Below are 18,731 nucleotides of genomic sequence, written 5' to 3' on the forward strand. Positions count from 1 at the left end.
GTGGGAGCTGGCTCGCCGGCGATAGGGCCGGTCTTGCAATCAATGCAGCTCGAAGGTATCGGCATCCAGGTTGGCCGGGAACTTGGTGCGATACGCCGCCAGCTCCGCCGCACTCAGCACCACGGTAAACACCCCATCGGCCTCGCCGGCACTCAGCAGGCTCTCACCCTGGAAGTCCAGCACCTGGCTGTCACCTGAATAGGCAAAGCCCTTGCCGTCCGTACCCACCCGGTTCACCGCGGCCACATAGCACAGGTTCTCGATGCCCCGCGCCGGCAACAGGCGGTTCCAGTGCTGGCGGCGAGCGGCCGGCCAGTTGGCGGTGTACAGCAGCAGGTCGGTGTCCTGGGCGTCACGGCTCCATACCGGGAAGCGCAGGTCGTAGCAGATCAGCGGGCGAATCCGCCAGCCCTTGAGCTCGAACTGCACCTGGCGCTCGCCCGGGGTGTAATGCTTGTGCTCGCCCGCCATGCGGAACAGATGGCGCTTGTCGTAGTGCAGAATCTCGCCATCCGGGCGCGCCCACAGCAGCCGGTTGCGGTGGCTGCCATCGGCCGCCTGCACGATCACGCTTCCGGTAATCACCGCGTTGTACTTTTTTGCCTGCGCCTTGAGCCATTTGTAGGTGGGGCCGTTCTCAGGCTCGCACAGGCTTTCCGATTGCATGGAAAACCCCGTGGTGAACATCTCTGGCAGGATCACCAGGTCCACTTCACCGGCCTGCTCAAGCAGTACCTCGAAGTGCGCGTAATTGGCCTCGCGGTCATGCCAGGCAAGGGTAGTCTGCACCAGGGCGATTTTCAGGTTCGGCAATGTGCTCAGATCGCGCATAGTTTCTCCGCTGCCTGGCGCAGCGTCTCCTCTCGTTTGGCAAAGCACAGGCGCACCAGGCGTTGCTCGGGGATGGGTTGCTGGTAGAACACCGACACCGGAATGGTCGCCACGCCGTGCTCACGGGTCAGCCACAGCGCCATGTCGACATCATTCAGGTCCGGGCGTATGTGCGAATAGTCCACCAGCTGGAAATAAGTGCCCGCCGTGCGGGTAAAGCGCAATCGCGAACCCTCCAGCAAGCCGCAGAACAGGTCGCGCTTGGCCTGGTAAAAGGCCGGTAACTCATCGATGTGCGCCGGGTGCTCGGCCATGAAGTCGGCCAACGCGCACTGCAGCGGGGTGACGCCGCAAAAGTTGACGTACTGGTGCACCTTTCGCAGTTCGGCGCTCAGCGCCGGCGGGGCGATCACGTAACCGGTCTTCCAGCCGGTGACGTGGTAGGTCTTGCCGAACGAACTGACCACGAAGGCGCGCGGGTACAGCTGCGCATGGGCCAGCACGCTGGCGTGGCGTACCCCATCGTAGACCAGGTGCTCGTAGACCTCGTCGCTGACCAGGTAAATATCGCGGTCGGCGATCAGCTGCGCCAGCTGGTCGAGGTCTTCGCGGGTGATCAGGGCGCCGCTGGGGTTGTGCGGTGAATTGAGGATGACCATGCGCGTGCGCGGGCTCAGGGCATCGCTGAACTTCTGCCAGTCGATACGGAAGTCGCCATCGCTCAATTGCACATGCACGCAACGGCCACCGGCCAGCTCCACCGATGGCTCGTAGCTGTCGTAGCACGGATCGAAGACGACCACCTCGTCACCGGCATGCACCACCGCCTGGATGGCGCAGAAGATGGCCTCGGTGGCGCCGGGGGTGATGGTCACTTCCTGGTCGGCATCCACCTTTGCCCCGTACAAGCGCTCCACCTTGGCCGCCACTTGCTGGCGCAGCGCCGGCAGGCCGGTCATCGGCGAGTACTGGTTATGCCCGGCGGCCACATGCCGGCCTACTGCATCGAGCAGTGCCTGTGGGCCATTGAAATCGGGAAACCCCTGCGACAGGTTCAACGCGCCGGTCTGCACGGCGAGCTGGGACATGGTGGTGAAGATGGTCGTGCCGACATTCGGCAGTTTGCTGCGGATCATGGAGCCCTCTTTCCTGGGGACTGAGAGCTATAAGCTACAAGTTTCAAGCTGCAAGCCACAAGAAAAAGCAGCGAGAAACGCGGCCTGCTTTTACTTGCAGCTTGTAGCTTGCAACTGGTCAGCGCTTGTCGCGGCGCTTCTTCTCGGCCTTCTTGTGGTGCGACATCAGCCGGCGCTTCTTGTTGACCTGGCGGTCTGTGAGGGTGTTCTTCTTGCCCTCGTACGGGTTCTCACCGCCCTTGTATTCGATGCGGATCGGCGTGCCGACCAGCTTCAGCACACGGCGGTAGGTGTTTTCCAGGTAGCGCGAGTACGACTTGGGAATCTTCTCGGTCTGGTTGCCGTGGATCACGATCAGCGGCGGGTTGGCCCCGCCGAGGTGGGCATAGCGCAGCTTGATGCGACGACCGTTGACCAGCGGCGGCTGGTGCTCGCTCACCGCATCTTCGAGGATTTGCGTCAGGCGGCTGGTCGGCCAGCGGGTGACCGCCGACTTGAAGGCAGCCTGCACCGACTTGTACAGGTTGCCCACGCCAGTGCCATGCAAGGCGGAAATGAAGTGGATGTCGGCGAAGTCGACGAAGAACAGCCGGCGCTCCAGCTCGGTCTTGACGTAGTCACGCTCGCCCGGCTGCATGCCGTCCCACTTGTTCAGGGCAATGACGATCGCGCGCCCGGCTTCCAGGGCAAAGCCCAGCAGGTTCAAGTCGTGGTCGACCACACCTTCGCGGGCGTCCATGACGAAGATCACCACGTTGGCGTCCTTGATCGCCTGCAGCGTCTTCACCACCGAGAACTTTTCGACTTCCTCGTGGATCTTGCCACGCTTGCGCACGCCGGCAGTGTCGATGAACGTGTACTTCTCGCCATCGCGCTCGAACGGAATATAGATACTGTCGCGGGTGGTGCCTGGCTGGTCGTACACCACCACACGCTCTTCACCGAGCATGCGGTTGACCAGGGTCGACTTGCCGACGTTCGGGCGGCCGATGATGGCGATCTTGATGCCATCCTTTTCGCTCGGGCCCGGAATGCGCACAGCCTCTTCGCCTTCGGCGACATCGGCGTCCAGGGCTTCCTCGACCTGGTCGCGCGGCAGGTGGCCGAGCACGGCTTCCATCAGCGCGTTGATACCGCGGCCCTGGGAACCGGCTACCGGAATGGCGTTGCCCATGCCCAGCGGCGAGAACTCGGCGCGAGCCACGTCGGCGTCGATGTTGTCGATTTTGTTGGCGACCAGAATCGCCTCTTTGTTGCGCTTGCGCAGGTGCTCGGCAATCATCTGGTCGGCGGCGGTCATGCCGGCGCGGGCATCGACCAGGAACAGGACGTAGTCGGCCTCTTCAATGGCCATGAGCGACTGCTCGGCCATTTTCTCGTCCATGCCCACTTCGTCACCGGTGATACCGCCGGTGTCGATCAGGATGAAGGAACGACCCTGCCAGCTGGCATCACCATACTGGCGGTCACGGGTCAGGCCCGACAGGTCACCGACGATGGCATCGCGGGTCTTGGTCAGGCGGTTGAACATGGTGGATTTGCCGACGTTCGGGCGGCCCACCAGGGCAATTACGGGAACCATCGGCTCTCCACTCTCGAATTCTTGAAAATGCAAAGGCCGCTGCAAGGCAGCGGCCGGAGTACGGGCGGCGCTTCCTGCGCCGCGGCTTGAAGCCCGCCAAGGCTTCAAGCATAGCTTCAGCGGATGGTCAGTGCCTCGAGCTTGCCGCTGTTGCCGAAGACATAGATGGTGTCACCGACCACAAGTGGGCGGGCGCGCAGGCCATCGCTGTCGATACGCTCACGGCCCACGAAGCGCCCATCGACCTGGCTCAGCAGGTGCAGGTAACCTTCGAAGTCGCCCACGGCCACGTAGCTGGAATACACTTCCGGCGCAGAGAGCTGGCGACGGGCCATGCTGTCGTTGGACCACAGGGCGCTGGAAGTGCGCTCGTCGACACTTTCGACAGTGCCTGAAGCTTCGCTGACGTAAACGTTACCGAAGCCCTGGGCGACACCCACGTAGCTGGAGGCATCACGCTGCCACAGCACACGGCCGCTTTCCAGGTCCAGGCCCGCTACGCGGCCTTGGTAAGTGCTGACATACAGGGTTTGACCAGACAGCAGCAGGCCGCCATCGATGTCGACCACGCGCTCCAGCTCGGAACGGCCCTGGGGAATGGCCACGCGGCTTTCCCACACCGGCACGCCGTTGTTGATGTCCACCGCCACCACCTTGCCGGTCGACAGGCCGGCAATGGCCAGGCGGTTGGTGACGATCGGCGCACCGGTGCCACGCAGGGTCAGTACGGCCGGGGTGTTTTCGTAGATCCAGCGGCGGTCGCCGGTAGCGGCGTCCAGGCCGATCAGGCGGTCGTCCTGGGTCTGCACCACGACCACGTCACCGTTGTTGGCAGGCGGGGCCAGCACTTCGCTGGTCACGCGGGAGCGCCAGCGCTCTTCACCGGTGCTGGAATCCAGGGCAATGACTTCACCCTTGAGGGTGCCGAGCATGACCAGGCCGTAACCCACGCCCACTGCGCCGGAAACCGGCAGCTCCAGGTCCTTGTTCCAGACCACGTCGCCGGTGATGCGATCGAGGGCATAGACGTCGCCGTGTACGTCGGAGGCGTAGATGCGGTCGTTCTCGATGGCCGGTACCAGGGTGTTGTAGGTTTCACCCTGGCCGTCACCGATCGAACGGCTCCATTGCTTCTTCAGCACCACTTCCTCGGTGAACTTGGTCAGCTCGGCCGGGGGCAGTTCCTTCTTGCTGTTGCTGCTGCAACCTGCGGCCAGTACGGCCAGGGTCAGCACTGCTGCATGTTTCCAACCGATCACTTACGCGTCCCCTTTAGCCAGGTCATCCAGCTTCAATTGCAGGCCACCGACTGCGGCGTCATCGGACAACGCAGCCTTGGCTTTCTCGTAAGCGCTGTGCGCGTCGCTGGCGCGACCCAGTTGCACCAGCAGGTCACCCTTCAACTCTTCACGGCTGGCCAGGAACGCCTTGTCGGCATCACCGTCAAGCAGCTTCAGGGCATCCTCGGCCTTGTTCTGGGCGGCCAGCACGCGAGCCAGGCGCTGGCGCGAGATTTCGCCCAGGGTGGCATCGGCAGGCTTGTCCAGCACACCTTTGAGCTCGGCGGCGGCGTCGTCGAGCTTGCCGCTCTCGACCGCGACCTTGGCCACGAACAGGCTACCGTACTGGGCATAGGCCGTGCCGCCAAACTCGCTCTTGAGCTTGCCGGCCAGTTCCGCGACCTTGGTGGCGTCGGGCTGACCGCTTGGCGTCAGGCTGGTTTCGAGCAGGGCCTGGTACAACTGTGAGGCCCCTTGCGACTGGTTGTTCTGGTACTTGTGCCAGGTATTCCAGCCCAGCACCACCACACCTGCCAGCAATGCGCCGGTCAGCAGCGGCTTGCCATTGCGGTTCCACCAGTCCTTGACCCCTGCCAGGTCATCATCATCAGTACTCGACACCCCAATACTCCTTTTCGCCTATTCGTTGTTGAACCGCGTTACGCCTGCGCGATCGCGGTTTCCAGGTGCTCGGCAAGAGCATCCCAGGCAATGTTCTGTTGCTCGCCCTGGCCACGCAGTGGCTTCAAGCCGATGACTTGCTTGGCCAGTTCGTCGTCACCGAGGATCAGGGCGAACAGCGCACCGCTTTTATCGGCTTTCTTGAACTGGCTCTTGAAACTGCCGCCGCCGGCGTTGACGGCCAGGCGCAAGCCCGGCAAACGGTCGCGCAAACCTTCGGAAAGGCGCAGCCCGGCCAGCTCGGCCTGCTCGCCAAAGGCACACAGGTAGACGTCGACAGTACGGCTGATGGACTCCGGCACCTTGCCCAGGGTTTCCAGCAGCAGGATCAGACGCTCGATACCCATGGCGAAACCAACGCCGGTGGTCGGCTTGCCGCCCATCTGCTCGACCAGGCCGTCGTAGCGGCCACCGGCACACACGGTGCCCTGGGCGCCGAGCTTGTCGGTCACCCACTCGAATACGGTCTTGCTGTAGTAGTCCAGGCCACGCACCAGCTTGGTGTTGATCACGAACGGAATGCCGGCGGCCTCCAGGCGAGCCTTGAGGCCCTCGAAGTGCACGCGTGAAGGTTCGTCCAGATAGTCTTCCAGCTTTGGCGCCCCAACCAGCACCGCCTGGGTGTTCTGGTCCTTGCTGTCGAGAATGCGCAGCGGGTTGCTTTTCAGGCGGCGCTGGCTGTCTTCATCCAGCTGCTCCAGGCGTGCGGACAGGAACTCGACCAGCGCATCACGGTAGCGGGCGCGGGCCTCGCTGGTGCCGAGGCTGTTGAGTTCGAGCTTGACCGCGTCCTGAATGCCCAACAGGCCCCACAGGCGCCAGGTCAGCATGATCAGCTCGGCGTCGATGTCCGGGCCGTCGAGGTTGAACACTTCCACGCCAATCTGGTGGAACTGGCGGTAACGGCCCTTCTGCGGGCGTTCGTGGCGGAACATCTGGCCGATGTACCACAGTTTCTGCACCTGGCCGTTACCGGTAATGCCGTGCTCGAGCACGGCACGCACGCAGGCGGCGGTGCCTTCAGGGCGCAAGGTCAGCGAGTCGCCGTTGCGGTCCTCGAAGGTGTACATCTCTTTTTCGACGATATCGGTCACTTCGCCGATCGAGCGCTTGAACAGCTCGGTGAACTCGACGATCGGCGTGCGGATCTGGCTGTACCCGTAGGTGTCCAGCAGGCCGGCGACAGTGCCTTCGAAGTAGCGCCACAGCGGCGACTGTTCTGGCAGGATGTCGTTCATGCCACGAATGGCTTGCAGCGATTTGCTCACGAAAAGTCCTTACGAATTCTGTGTGTCAGCCACGGACGATCAGCGCCGCGTCGGCTTCGGCCTTTTCGGCCGCTTTCTGGCGGATGAGTTTTTCCAGCTCATCGACCAGGTTGTCGTTGGTGAGTTTCTGCGCCGGCTTGCCGTCGATGTAGATCAGGTTCGGCGTGCCGCCAGTCAGGCCGACATGGGCTTCCTTGGCTTCACCCGGGCCGTTGACCACGCAACCGATCACTGCCACGTCCAGCGGTACCAGCAAGTCTTCCAGGCGCCCTTCCAGCTCGTTCATGGTCTTGACCACATCGAAGTTCTGCCGCGAGCAGCTCGGACAGGCGATGAAGTTGATGCCGCGCGAGCGCAGGTGCAGCGACTTGAGGATGTCGTAGCCGACCTTCACTTCTTCGACCGGGTCGGCCGCCAGGGAGATGCGAATGGTATCGCCAATGCCTTCGGCCAGCAGCATACCGAGGCCGACGGCGGATTTCACCGTGCCTGAACGCAGGCCACCGGCTTCGGTGATGCCCAGGTGCAGCGGCTGCACGATCTGCCTGGCCAACAGGCGGTAGGCCTCCACGGCCATGAACACGTCGGAGGCCTTGACGCTGACCTTGAAGTCCTGGAAGTCCAGGCGGTCGAGGTGCTCGACATGGCGCAGGGCCGACTCGACCAGCGCGGCCGGGGTAGGCTCGCCGTACTTCTTCTGCAGGTCTTTTTCCAGCGAACCGGCGTTGACACCGATGCGGATCGGGATGCCGCGGTCGCGGGCGGCGTCCACCACTGCGCGCACACGGTCTTCGCGGCCGATGTTGCCCGGGTTGATACGCAGGCAATCGACGCCCAGCTCGGCCACCCGCAGGGCGATCTTGTAGTCGAAGTGGATATCGGCTACCAGCGGCACGCTCACCTGTTGCTTGATCTTGCCGAAGGCTTCGGCAGCGTCCATGTCTGGCACCGATACCCGCACGATGTCCACGCCGGCATCGACCAGGCGCTGAATTTGCGCCACGGTGGCGGCCACATCGTTGGTGTCGGTGTTGGTCATGCTCTGCACCGCGATGGGGGCATCACCACCCACCGGCACATTGCCGACCCAGATTTTGCGGGATTCGCGACGTTTGATCGGAGATTCGCCGTGCATGACTTACTGTCCCAACTTCAGGCGAGCAGTCTCGCCACTGGTGAACGGGGCAACATCGACGGCCTGGCCGTTGTAGCTGACCTGGGCGCCCCGGGCGAAGCCCAGGCGTACCGCGAACGGCGGCTTGCCGGTCAGTTCGAGGTTGTCCCCTTTGCGCTTGATGGCGCTGAACAGCACCTTGCCGTTGCCGTCGGAAACCTGGGTCCAGCAATCGGCGGTGAACTGAATGGCGACCTTGCCGCTACCGGCCGGCACTGGCGCAGGCTCACTGGCGGCGACCGCCGCGGCAGGGGCTGCAGGCGTGGCGGCGGCCGGCGCGGCCGTAGCGGGAGCTACAGGGGCCGCCGTGGCCGCCGGGGTGCTGGCGGCTGCCTGCACGGGCGCCTGCTGGGCAGTTGCCGCCCCAGCGGCTGGCTCTGTGGCTGTACCGGCCGCCGGCTGCTCGCCAGCTGCAGCGGGTTGTTCGCCCGTGCCCTGCGCCAACGGCAGCGGTGCAGTCTCAGCCTGCTGGCCGGCGGTAACGGCCTGGTCTTCAGGCTCATCGAGCGGGTGGATCTGGGTGGTGCCGTCGGCGCTTTCGACTTCGACATGCTCCAGGGCCATCTTGGCCAGGTCCTTGCCGCGCAGGCTGCCCTGGTCCTGCCACCAGACGAAACCGCCACCGACCACGGCGAGCAGCAACAGCAGGCTGACGCCGCGCAGGATGTTGTGCGACAGGCGCGTCGGCTCTTCGATGCGGCCCAGCGAATGCACGTCGCTGCCCTTGGCATGGGTACCGGTGTAGCGGTCGAAGGCATCGACCAGCGCAGCCTGGTCCAGGTCCAGCAGCTTGGCGTAGGCACGTATGTAGCCACGGGCAAACGTATGCCCGGGCAGCTTGTCGAAGGCGCCGGTTTCCACGTGGTTCAGCGAACTGACAGTGAGGTTTAGCTTGCGGGCCACCTCGGCTTGCGACCAGTCCCGTTTCTCACGGGCCAGGCGCAAAAGCTCACCGGGGTTCTGGCCAGGCGCTACTGCTACTTCGGGATGCGCGGCGTTCATCGTTGCTCCGACAGGTATTGCTGATATTCCGGCGTACCGGGATAAAGTCGTTGTAATTGCTGGCCCGTTTCGGCCAGTGCGCCCTGCTCGTCGAACACCCTGGCAAGGCGGCTGCCCAGCAGCAGGCTACGGGCATCGTGCGCGCTCAGCTCGCTGAAACGATCGTAGTAGTCCCGGGCCGGCACATAATGCCTGTTTTCGTAGGACAACTCAGCCATTTCCAGCAACGCCCTGGGTTGCCGCTGGTTGAGCTGCAATGCTTTCACCAGATAGGCCTGTGCCTGGTCGCGGCGTTCGAGCCTCAAGGCAGTCAGGCCAAGGTTCTCGTATACGCGCGAGCGCTCAGGATACAGGGTATCGGCACTGGCCAGGCGAAACATCTGCTCGGCCTCGGCAAATCGCCCCTGAGCATAAAGGAAACTGCCGTAGTTGTTGCGAATTCGCGCATTGCCGCCGCTGCTTTGCAGGGCCTTGCGAAAGTGTGTTTCGGCCAGCGCCGGCTCACCTTCGGCCTGGAACACCAGCGCCAGGGCCGCGTGCGCATCGGCATCGCTGCTGTCCAGGGCCAGGGCCTTGCCCAGTGGCGCCTTGGCCTGTTCGGTCAAACCCTGTTGCAAATAACCCAGCCCAAGCTGCACGTAGGCACGCCCCGCTTCGGCCCTGCCCTGGCGGCTGCCCAGCGGGTCGCTCGCGCCGCCCGACACGCAGCCGGCCAGCAGCGAAAGCGCAAGGATCGACAGCGCGGCGCGCAGGCTCATGGGCAAGGTCCCGGTCAGTGGCTGGCGGCGCTGTCTTGCAGCTCGACATCCGCAGACAGTTGGCGCACAGCGATATAGCGCTCACTGCGGCGCGTGCGGTCGTTGACCTGCCCCACCAACTGACCGCAGGCAGCGTCGATGTCGTCGCCTCGGGTAGTACGGGTGGTCACGTTGAAACCACCGTGGTGCAGCAGGTCCTGGAAACGACGAATGGCATTGTTGCTAGGCCGCTCATAGCCCGAATGCGGGAACGGGTTGAACGGGATCAGGTTGATCTTGCACGGCACGTCGCGCAGCAGCTCGATCATTTGCGCGGCATGCTCTGGCTGGTCGTTGACGTCCTTGAGCAGGGTGTACTCGATGGTCAGCACGCGCTTGCCGCCCAGGGTGGCCATGTAGCCCATGCACGATTCCAGCAGCATTTTCAGCGGGTACTTCTTGTTGATCGGCACCAGCTTGTTGCGCAGCTCGTCGTTAGGGGCGTGCAGCGACAGTGCCAGCGACACGTCGATGTGCTTGGCCAGCTCGTCGATCATTGGCACCACGCCCGAGGTGGACAAGGTGACGCGACGCTTGGAAATGCCGTAGCCCAGGTCATCCATCATGATTTTCATGGCGGCGATGACGTTGTCGAAGTTCAGCAGAGGCTCGCCCATGCCCATCATCACCACGTTGGTAATGGCGCGGTCGATTTTGGCAGGGACGGTCCCGAAGGATTTGTTGGCAAGCCACACCTGGCCGATCACTTCGGCGGCGGTGAGGTTGCTGTTGAAGCCTTGCTTGCCGGTGGAGCAGAAGCTGCAGTCCAGGGCACAGCCGGCTTGCGACGATACGCACAGGGTGCCGCGGTCGTCGGTAGGAATGTAGACGGTTTCGACGCAGCTGCCGGAGGCAACGCGGATCACCCACTTGCGGGTGCCGTCGGCGGAAATGTCTTCACTGACCACTTCCGGGGGGCGAATCTCGGCAACGGCCTCGAGCTTCTCGCGCAAGGCCTTGCCAACGTTGGTCATGGCCGCAAAATCGGACACGCCAAAATGGTGAATCCATTTCATCACCTGGCCGGCGCGGAAGCGCTTCTCCCCGATAGAGTCGAAGAATTGTTCCATTTCCGGCTGGGTCAGGCCCAACAGGTTGATTTTGCCAGTAGATGTCGTCATGGATTCACCCTCACCCGTAAGCTTTCGCTTAGCGAGTGGTTACCTCGGTAGCAGCGAAGAAGTAAGCGATTTCGCGAGCAGCAGCAGCTTCGGAGTCCGAACCGTGAACGGCGTTGGCGTCGATGGACTCGGCGAAGTCGGCGCGGATGGTGCCAGGAGCAGCTTCTTTAGGGTTGGTAGCGCCCATCAGCTCACGGTTCTTGGCGATGGCGTTTTCGCCTTCCAGGACCTGAACAACGACCGGACCGGAAGTCATGAAGGCAACCAGGTCACCGAAGAAGCCGCGCTCGCTGTGCTCAGCGTAGAAGCCTTCGGCTTCGGCTTTGGACAGTTGCTTGATTTTCGAGGCAACGATTTTCAGGCCGGCTTCTTCGAAACGGGTGGTGATCTTGCCGATGACGTTTTTGGCAACGGCGTCAGGCTTGATGATCGAGAAAGTACGTTGAACAGCCATGGAAAACTCCAGAATATGAGTGTTACGAAAAATTAAACCCGCGAATTATACGCGGGTTCGAGGGGATTGCCTAACCTGCACGCAACGCTTAGTCGGCTTCGTCAATCCAGGCGGCCTGGATTGCCTCAAGCACTTTCTCACCGCCGCGTGACGGATCGTCGCTGAACTCTGGCAATGCCAGCACCCAGCGGTGCAGGTCGACGAAATTCACATATTTAGGATCGACTTCCGGCTTGCTTTCTGCAAGCTGGATGGCGATTTCAAGTACATCAACCCATTTCAGACTCATGTACAGGCCCTCAGTGCGGTGCTTCGGCAGCGTGGTTCAGCGAATACTTGGGGATCTCGATGGTCAGGTCCTGGTCGGCGACCACCACCTGGCAACCCAGGCGCGACTGCGCCTCCAGGCCCCAGGCCTTGTCCAGCATGTCCTCTTCCAGCTCGTCGGCTTCTTCGAGCGAATCGAAACCTTTGCGAACAATACAGTGGCAGGTGGTGCAAGCCTTTACCCCGCCACAGGCGCTTTCCATCTCGATGTGATGGTCGTGGGCCAGCTCCAGGATGTTGGTCCCGGCTGGCACATCCACGGTCAGGCCTTCAGGGCAGAACTTCTCATGCGGCAGGAAGGTTACCAGCGGCATCGATTACTCCTCGATCTCATTCAGGTTGCGCCCGGCCAGTGCGGCTTTGACCGTCGAATCAAGGCGACGGGCGGCAAATGCGTCGGTCACCTGCGACAGACGCTTGGTCTGTTGCTCGATGGCTGCGCCATCGGTGCCCGCCAGCAAATCACGTAGTTCTTGCATCTGGAATTCGATGGCGTCGCGCTCGTCACTGCTGAGCAAGCGTTCGCCGTCGGCGTCCAGGGCGCCCTGTACCGCTTCGAGCAGGCGCTCGGCATCGACCTGGTGCTCGCGCAACTGGCGGGCATGCTTGTCGGAACCGGCGTGTTCGAACGAGTCCTTGAGCATGCGGGCGATTTCGCCGTCGGTCAGGCCGTAGGACGGCTTGACCTGGATGCTGGCTTCCACGCCCGAACCCAGCTCGCGCGCGGCAACGCTGAGCAGGCCGTCGGCATCCACCTGGAAGGTGACGCGGATTTTTGCCGAGCCGGCGACCATGGCCGGAATGCCACGCAGCTCGAAACGCGCCAGCGAGCGGCAGTCGCTGATCAGCTCACGCTCGCCTTGCAGCACGTGGATCATCATGGCCGTCTGGCCGTCTTTGTAAGTGGTGAACTCCTGGGCACGCGCCACCGGAATGGTGGTGTTGCGCGGGATCACCTTCTCCATCAGCCCGCCCATGGTTTCGAGGCCAAGCGACAGCGGAATGACATCGAGCAGCAGCAGTTCGCCACCTTCGCGGCGGTTGCCGGCCAGGGTATCGGCCTGAATCGCGGCGCCGATGGCCACCACCTGGTCCGGGTCGATCGAGGTCAGCGGCGTACGACCAAACAGCGCACCCACCGCATCGCGCACACGCGGCACGCGGGTCGAGCCACCGACCATGACCACGGCGCTGACTTCGTCCATTTCAACGCCGCTGTCGCGCACCGCGCGGCGGCAAGCCTTGAGGCTGCGGGCGATCATCGGCTCGATCATGGCGTCGAAGGCAACACGGCTCAGCTCACCTTGCCAGGCACCGTGGCTGACAGTGACCACGTCGGCGTCAGTCAGGGCCTCTTTGGCAGCGCAGGCAGTCTGCAGCAGTGCGCGTTGGGTGGCCGGGTCCAGGTCGGAGGAAAGACCGGCCTGCTCGATGATCCAGCCGGCGATGGCATGGTCGAAATCGTCGCCGCCCAGGGCGGTATCGCCGCCGGTGGCCAGCACTTCGAACACACCGGCAGTCAGGCGCAGGATGGAAATGTCAAAGGTACCGCCGCCCAGGTCATAGATGGCCACCACGCCTTCGGCGTTCTGGTCCAGGCCGTAGGCCACGGCAGCGGCGGTCGGCTCATTGAGCAGGCGCAGCACGCTCAGGCCTGCCAGGCGTGCAGCGTCTTTGGTCGCCTGGCGCTGCGCGTCGTCGAAGTAAGCTGGCACGGTGATCACCGCGCCTACCAGCTCGCCACCCAGGGTCGCTTCGGCCCGCTCACGCAGCACCTTGAGGATGTCGGCGGACACTTCCACCGGGCTTTTCGGGCCCTGCACGGTATCGATGAACGGCATGTGCGACTCACCGCCGACAAAGCGGTAAGGCAGTTGCTCGCCCAACTGCTTGACGTCGGCAACGCCGCGCCCCATCAGGCGCTTGACCGACAGCACAGTGTTCAGCGGGTCGCTGGAAGCGGCCTCACGCGCGGCCTGCCCCACCTCGATACGCCCGTCGAGGTAGCGTACCGCGGACGGCAGAATGACGTTACCCTGCGCATCGGGCAGGGGCTCGCTGCGGCCGCTGCGCAAGGCGGCGACCATGGAGTTGGTGGTACCCAGGTCAATGCCCACCGCCAGGCGACGCTGGTGCGGTTGGGGGGTTTGACCGGGTTCGGCAATCTGCAGTAGGGCCATGCTTATCTGAGTACCTTAGGTGCCATCACGGGCGACACCGGGTTAATCGTCGAGGCGCTCTTCCAGTTGGCGCACTTCTTGGGCGAGCTTGTCGAGGAACTGCATGCGGCGCATCAGGCGCTCAGCCTTGTCGCGCTCGGCGGGAACATCCCAGCAGGCAGCGAAATCCTCGTTCAGCGAGTCCTGGGCGGCCTTCAAGCGCTTCTTGAATGCCGCTACGCCGTCCAGGTCGGCTTCGTCCTGCAGCTCTTCCAGCTCTTCGCGCCACTGCATCTGCTGCAACAGAAAGTCCGGGTCGTGGACCGTGACTTCCTGGGGCACTTCGTGACCGCTGATGGCCAGCAGATAGCGGGCACGACGCGGCGCACTGCGCAGCGTCTGGTAGGCGTCGTTGAGGGCTGCGGACTTTTCCAGCGCGACCCGCTGCTCCCGCTCGGAGGCGTCGGCAAAACGGTCGGGATGGACTTCGCGGGCCAGCTCGCGGTAGCGAGTGGCCAGCTTGTCGAGATCCAGGCGGAAGCTTGGCTGGAGGTCAAACAATGCGTAGTGACAAGGAGTACCCACAGCCGGCCTCAAACGTTGAAGCTTTCGCCGCAGCCACACTCACCGCGCACGTTGGGGTTGTTGAACTTGAAGCCTTCGTTCAACCCTTCCTTGACGAAGTCCAGCTCGGTACCGTCGAGATACACCAGGCTCTTGGGATCGATGATCACCTTGACGCCGTGGTTTTCGAACACCTGGTCTTCGTCGGCCAGCTCGTCAACGAACTCCAGCACGTAGGCCAGGCCCGAGCAACCGGTGGTGCGCACGCCCAGGCGAATGCCCTCACCTTTGCCGCGCCCATCGAGGGAGCGGCGAATGTGGTTGGCGGCGGCTTCTGTCATGCTGATAGCCATCAGGACTCCTTACCTCGCAACAGGCGGCTTAGATCAAGCCTTTCTTCTGCTTGTAATCGCGCACAGCTGCCTTGATGGCATCTTCGGCGAGTACCGAGCAGTGGATCTTGACCGGCGGCAACGCCAGTTCTTCTGCCAGCTGGGTGTTCTTGATGGTTTCGGCTTCGTCCAGGGTCTTGCCCTTCATCCACTCGGTAGCGAGGGAGCTGGAAGCGATGGCCGAACCGCAACCGTAGGTCTTGAACTTGGCGTCTTCGATCACGCCCTGTTCGTTGACCTTGATTTGCAGACGCATCACGTCGCCACACGCAGGGGCGCCGACCATGCCGGTACCGACATCCGGGTCTTCGGCATTCATCTTGCCGACGTTGCGTGGGTTTTCGTAGTGGTCGATGACCTTTTCACTGTATGCCATGGTGCAATTCCTTCCTCATCAGGGAGCCGCTCTTGCCGGCGACTGCTTAGTGGGCGGCCCACTCGATCTTGGAGATGTCAACGCCGTCTTTGTACATATCCCACAGCGGCGACAGTTCACGCAGTTTGTTGACGGCCTCGCAGACTTTCTGCGCGGCGTAGTCGACTTCTTCTTCGGTGGTGAAGCGGCCGAAGGAGAAGCGGATCGAGCTGTGCGCCAGCTCGTCGTTGCGGCCCAGAGCACGCAGTACGTACGACGGCTCGAGCGACGCGGAGGTGCACGCCGAACCGGAAGATACGGCGATGTCCTTCAGCGACATCAGCAGCGATTCGCCTTCGACGTAGTTGAAGCTCAGGTTCAGGTTGTGCGGTACGCGGGCAGTCTGGCTACCGTTGACGTACAGCTCTTCAAGGCTGGAGACCTGCTTGAAGAAGCGGTCGCTCAGGGCCTTGATGCGTACGTTTTCGGCGGCCATTTCCTGCTTGGCGATGGCGAATGCTTCGCCCATGCCGACGATCTGGTGGGTCGGCAGGGTGCCCGAACGCATGCCGCGCTCATGACCACCACCGTGGATGATGGCTTCCAGACGCACACGCGGCTTGCGGCTGACGTACAGCGCGCCGATGCCTTTCGGGCCGTAGGCTTTGTGCGCCGAGAACGACATCAGGTCGACCTTCAGCTTCTGCACGTCGATTTCCACCTTGCCGGCCGACTGGGCGGCATCGACATGGAACAGCACGCCACGCGCACGGGTCAGCTCACCGATGGCGGCGATGTCGTTGATCGAGCCGACTTCGTTGTTCACGTGCATCAGCGACACCAGGATAGTGTCGTCACGCAGCACGGCCTCGACCATGGCCGGGGTGACGATACCGTCTTCGCCTGGCTCCAGGTAGGTGACTTCGAAACCTTCACGCTCCAGCTGGCGAGCGGTATCCAGTACCGCCTTGTGCTCGATCTTGGAGGTGATGATGTGCTTGCCCTTGGTCTGATAGAAGTGCGCCACGCCTTTGAGGGCGAGGTTGTCGGACTCGGTGGCACCGCTGGTCCAGACGATCTCGCGCGGGTCGGCGTTGATCAGCTCGGCAACCTGGCGGCGGCCGTTCTCGACCGCTTCTTCGGCCTTCCAGCCGAACACGTGGGAGCGCGAAGCCGGGTTACCGAAGTTCCCGTCAACCAGCAGGCATTCGGCCATTTTCTGGGCGACGCGTGGGTCAACCGGCGTGGTCGCGGAGTAATCGAGGTAGATCGGCAACTTCATTTGTCTCTCCTATCAGGCGGTGGCGTCGCTCGTCGTGGCTAAGGGTCAATCGACGGCAGACGTCTCAATCTTGTCCAGCTGGGCGGTTCGGCCTGCGACACGACGCAAGTCCTGGCGCTGGGCGACTTCCTGCACCTCACGGCGCATGACAAGGTCGGCCAGGCTGATGCCGCTGAGGAATTCATGGATCTGCTGGCTGAGGTCGCACCACAGGTGGTGGGTCAGGCAGGTATCACCGGCATGGCAGTCCCCGAGGCCCTGGCAACGGGTGGCATCGACCGATTCGTTGACCGCGTCGATGACCTGTGCCACCTGGATGGTTTCCATACCGCGCGACAGCTGATAGCCGCCACCTGGGCCGCGCACACTGGAAACCAGGCTGCTACGGCGCAGCTTGGCGAACAGCTGCTCCAGATAAGAGAGGGAAATGCCCTGGCGCTCGGAAATATCGGCCAAAGACACCGGCCCATGCTGCGCGTGCAACGCCAGGTCGAGCATGGCAGTCACGGCGTATCGGCCTTTGGTAGTCAGTCGCATGGCTATTGGGTACCACGGGAGTTTCGGGATGTGTGCAAGTATGCGATTCCCGAGCATTTAAGTCAACTATTAGACCTACTGCTTTAGTCGGGTTTGCATCTGGGAGGCGGCGCGATTGTAGCAGACGAGGGGCGTGAGCACACGCCCCGTATGTCTACCTCGGTGCGCCGCGGCGCAATCAATGCGGCTGAGTGTCGCGCCTGACGCCCTGGGCCGCTTCGGTGAAGTCATCTTCAGGCAGGGCCGGCAGCTCTTTGGCGCAGTAGTCACTGCCCATTTTCGTCAACGCGCCGCACATACCCTCCAGCCGCTCGTCGACGGCCTGCAGGTGGTCGAGCATCTGGCCAATGGCGCGCGCCACCGGGTCGGGCATGTCGCCACTCACGCCGTAGGCGTCGAAGCCGATCTTCTCGGCCATGGCCTTGCGCTTGGCCTCCACTTCGCTGTCTTCGCTCTTGACGATGATGCGCCCGGGGATGCCCACTGCCGTGGCACCGGCCGGGACCGCCTTGGTCACCACCGCATTGGAGCCGATCTTGGCCCCCGCACCCACGGTGAACGGGCCCAGCACCTTGGCCCCCGCCCCTACCACCACGCCGTTTTCCAGGGTGGGGTGGCGCTTGCCCTTGTTCCAGCTGGTGCCGCCCAGCGTAACGCCCTGGTACAGGGTGACGTCATCGCCGATTTCGGCGGTTTCGCCGATGACGATGCCCATGCCGTGGTCGATGAAGAAACGCCGGCCGATGGTGGCACCCGGGTGAATCTCGATACCGGTGAGCCAGCGGCCAAAGTTCGAGACCAGGCGCGCCAGCCACTTGAAGTCGCGCCGCCACAAGGCATTACCCAGGCGATGCAGCCAGATGGCATGCATGCCCGGGTAGCAGGTGAGCACCTCGAAGGCATTGCGCGCAGCCGGGTCACGGTGGAATACGCTTTGAATATCTTCACGCAGGCGTTCAAACATCTTTCAGTCCTTCCGTTTATGCGGCTCGCCCCGGACCACTTTCTGGGTCTCGGTCAGGATGCCGCGCAAAATGCTCATTTCCGAACGCTCGACCGCCACCCGCCCGTACAGCCGGCGCAAGCGCGGCATCAGGTGCTTGGGCTTTGCAGGGTCGAGGAAGCCGATGCCCACCAGGGTTTTCTCCAGGTGGTCGTAGAACAGCTCCATTTCGTCCATGGTCGCCAGCTCGCTGGCATCAACCTTCTCGACCCGGGCCGGTGCCACACCGGCGGCCAACCAGGCCATGCGCACCTCATAGGCGAGCACTTGCACGGCGGCAGCCAGGTTCAGCGAGCTGAAGTCGGGGTTGGAGGGAATGTGCACGTGGAAGTGACATCGCTGCAGTTCTTCGTTGGTCAGGCCGGCGTGTTCGCGCCCGAACACCAGGGCGATTTCTTCGCCACCATTGGCATGCACCACCGCCTTTTCGCCACATTCACGCGGGCCGATCAACGGCCAGGGAATGCTGCGCTCGCGGGCGCTGGTGCCCATCACCAGGTTGCAGCCGACCAGGGCCTGTTCGAGGCTGTCGACCACCTGGGCATTGCCCAGCACATCGTCGGCACCAGAGGCGCGGGCACTGGCATCCACGGCGGGGAACTCTTTCGGCTGCACCAGCACCAGGCGCGACAAGCCCATGTTTTTCATGGCACGCGCAGCGCCGCCGATGTTGCCGGGGTGGCTGGTATTGACCAGAACAACACGAATATTTTGCAGCAAGGTGTTGTGCTCACAGATGCAGGAATCAGGGGCTTGGATCTTACAGAACCGACAGACGTAACGCCA

Annotated in this window: 21 protein-coding genes; all 21 read right to left on the bottom strand. The window is 63.0% G+C overall.

Features of this window, described 5'->3' with window-relative positions; translation table 11 throughout:
- Positions 1–39 precede the first annotated feature (39 nt).
- The gene (locus GYA94_RS10495; RefSeq protein WP_029885485.1) at positions 40–831 is read right to left on the bottom strand and encodes an amidohydrolase; all 792 of its coding nucleotides are present in this window, start codon (positions 829–831) and stop codon (positions 40–42) included.
- A complete protein-coding gene (locus GYA94_RS10500) occupies positions 819–1,967 on the bottom strand; it encodes a pyridoxal phosphate-dependent aminotransferase (protein ID WP_161892284.1) in 1,149 nt (382 codons plus the stop codon). Before GYA94_RS10500 ends, GYA94_RS10495 begins: the two co-directional genes overlap by 13 nt.
- 118 nt (positions 1,968–2,085) lie before the next feature.
- Complete coding sequence (gene der / locus GYA94_RS10505; protein ID WP_009682028.1) at positions 2,086–3,549, bottom strand: ribosome biogenesis GTPase Der; 1,464 nt, start codon at positions 3,547–3,549, stop codon at positions 2,086–2,088.
- A 116-nt stretch (positions 3,550–3,665) separates the two neighbouring features.
- Positions 3,666–4,808, bottom strand: coding sequence for an outer membrane protein assembly factor BamB (gene bamB / locus GYA94_RS10510; RefSeq protein WP_009682029.1), 1,143 nt, complete (start codon positions 4,806–4,808; stop codon positions 3,666–3,668).
- Positions 4,809–5,450 carry a tetratricopeptide repeat protein gene (locus GYA94_RS10515; RefSeq protein WP_009682030.1) on the bottom strand — a complete coding sequence of 214 codons (642 nt, stop codon included), beginning with the start codon at positions 5,448–5,450 and terminating at the stop codon, positions 4,809–4,811.
- A 38-nt stretch (positions 5,451–5,488) separates the two neighbouring features.
- Positions 5,489–6,778 (bottom strand): histidine--tRNA ligase, encoded by a 1,290-nt coding sequence (gene hisS / locus GYA94_RS10520; protein WP_009682031.1) that lies wholly within the window; start codon positions 6,776–6,778, stop codon positions 5,489–5,491.
- Between the two features lie 25 nt (positions 6,779–6,803).
- The gene (ispG, locus tag GYA94_RS10525) at positions 6,804–7,913 is read right to left on the bottom strand and encodes a flavodoxin-dependent (E)-4-hydroxy-3-methylbut-2-enyl-diphosphate synthase (protein WP_009682032.1); all 1,110 of its coding nucleotides are present in this window, start codon (positions 7,911–7,913) and stop codon (positions 6,804–6,806) included.
- 3 nt (positions 7,914–7,916) lie between these two features.
- Complete coding sequence (locus tag GYA94_RS10530; RefSeq protein WP_054911406.1) at positions 7,917–8,954, bottom strand: RodZ domain-containing protein; 1,038 nt, start codon at positions 8,952–8,954, stop codon at positions 7,917–7,919.
- The gene (gene pilW, locus GYA94_RS10535) at positions 8,951–9,712 is read right to left on the bottom strand and encodes a type IV pilus biogenesis/stability protein PilW (RefSeq protein WP_161892285.1); all 762 of its coding nucleotides are present in this window, start codon (positions 9,710–9,712) and stop codon (positions 8,951–8,953) included. Before pilW ends, GYA94_RS10530 begins: the two co-directional genes overlap by 4 nt.
- 14 nt (positions 9,713–9,726) lie before the next feature.
- Complete coding sequence (gene rlmN / locus GYA94_RS10540) at positions 9,727–10,872, bottom strand: dual-specificity RNA methyltransferase RlmN (protein ID WP_009682035.1); 1,146 nt, start codon at positions 10,870–10,872, stop codon at positions 9,727–9,729.
- A gap of 28 nt (positions 10,873–10,900) precedes the next feature.
- Positions 10,901–11,326, bottom strand: coding sequence for a nucleoside-diphosphate kinase (gene ndk / locus GYA94_RS10545; RefSeq protein ID WP_009682036.1), 426 nt, complete (start codon positions 11,324–11,326; stop codon positions 10,901–10,903).
- Between the two features lie 88 nt (positions 11,327–11,414).
- Positions 11,415–11,615, bottom strand: a complete 201-nt coding sequence (iscX, locus tag GYA94_RS10550; RefSeq protein WP_009682037.1) for a Fe-S cluster assembly protein IscX — start codon at positions 11,613–11,615, stop codon at positions 11,415–11,417.
- 10 nt (positions 11,616–11,625) lie between these two features.
- Positions 11,626–11,967, bottom strand: coding sequence for an ISC system 2Fe-2S type ferredoxin (fdx, locus tag GYA94_RS10555; RefSeq protein WP_023533300.1), 342 nt, complete (start codon positions 11,965–11,967; stop codon positions 11,626–11,628).
- Between the two features lie 3 nt (positions 11,968–11,970).
- Entirely contained in the window at positions 11,971–13,833 is a 1,863-nt protein-coding gene (hscA, locus tag GYA94_RS10560) for a Fe-S protein assembly chaperone HscA (RefSeq protein WP_161892286.1), read from the bottom strand.
- Positions 13,834–13,875: 42 nt separating this feature from the next.
- Complete coding sequence (gene hscB, locus GYA94_RS10565) at positions 13,876–14,397, bottom strand: co-chaperone HscB (RefSeq protein ID WP_054911407.1); 522 nt, start codon at positions 14,395–14,397, stop codon at positions 13,876–13,878.
- A gap of 8 nt (positions 14,398–14,405) precedes the next feature.
- The gene (gene iscA, locus GYA94_RS10570) at positions 14,406–14,729 is read right to left on the bottom strand and encodes an iron-sulfur cluster assembly protein IscA (protein ID WP_003248536.1); all 324 of its coding nucleotides are present in this window, start codon (positions 14,727–14,729) and stop codon (positions 14,406–14,408) included.
- Between the two features lie 28 nt (positions 14,730–14,757).
- On the bottom strand, positions 14,758–15,144 hold the full coding sequence (gene iscU / locus GYA94_RS10575) for a Fe-S cluster assembly scaffold IscU (RefSeq protein WP_003248539.1): 387 nt from the start codon (positions 15,142–15,144) through the stop codon (positions 14,758–14,760).
- Positions 15,145–15,190: 46 nt separating this feature from the next.
- A complete protein-coding gene (locus GYA94_RS10580; RefSeq protein WP_009682042.1) occupies positions 15,191–16,405 on the bottom strand; it encodes an IscS subfamily cysteine desulfurase in 1,215 nt (404 codons plus the stop codon).
- Positions 16,406–16,450: 45 nt separating this feature from the next.
- Positions 16,451–16,942 carry a Fe-S cluster assembly transcriptional regulator IscR gene (gene iscR, locus GYA94_RS10585; protein WP_008092572.1) on the bottom strand — a complete coding sequence of 164 codons (492 nt, stop codon included), beginning with the start codon at positions 16,940–16,942 and terminating at the stop codon, positions 16,451–16,453.
- Positions 16,943–17,120: 178 nt separating this feature from the next.
- Positions 17,121–17,906 (bottom strand): serine O-acetyltransferase, encoded by a 786-nt coding sequence (gene cysE / locus GYA94_RS10590; protein ID WP_161892287.1) that lies wholly within the window; start codon positions 17,904–17,906, stop codon positions 17,121–17,123.
- Positions 17,907–17,909: 3 nt separating this feature from the next.
- Complete coding sequence (gene trmJ, locus GYA94_RS10595; RefSeq protein ID WP_161892288.1) at positions 17,910–18,665, bottom strand: tRNA (cytosine(32)/uridine(32)-2'-O)-methyltransferase TrmJ; 756 nt, start codon at positions 18,663–18,665, stop codon at positions 17,910–17,912.
- Between the last annotated feature and the right edge of the window lie 66 nt (positions 18,666–18,731).

Source organism: Pseudomonas juntendi, assembly GCF_009932375.1.
In the GTDB taxonomy this organism is placed as follows: Bacteria; Pseudomonadota; Gammaproteobacteria; order Pseudomonadales; family Pseudomonadaceae; genus Aquipseudomonas; species Aquipseudomonas juntendi.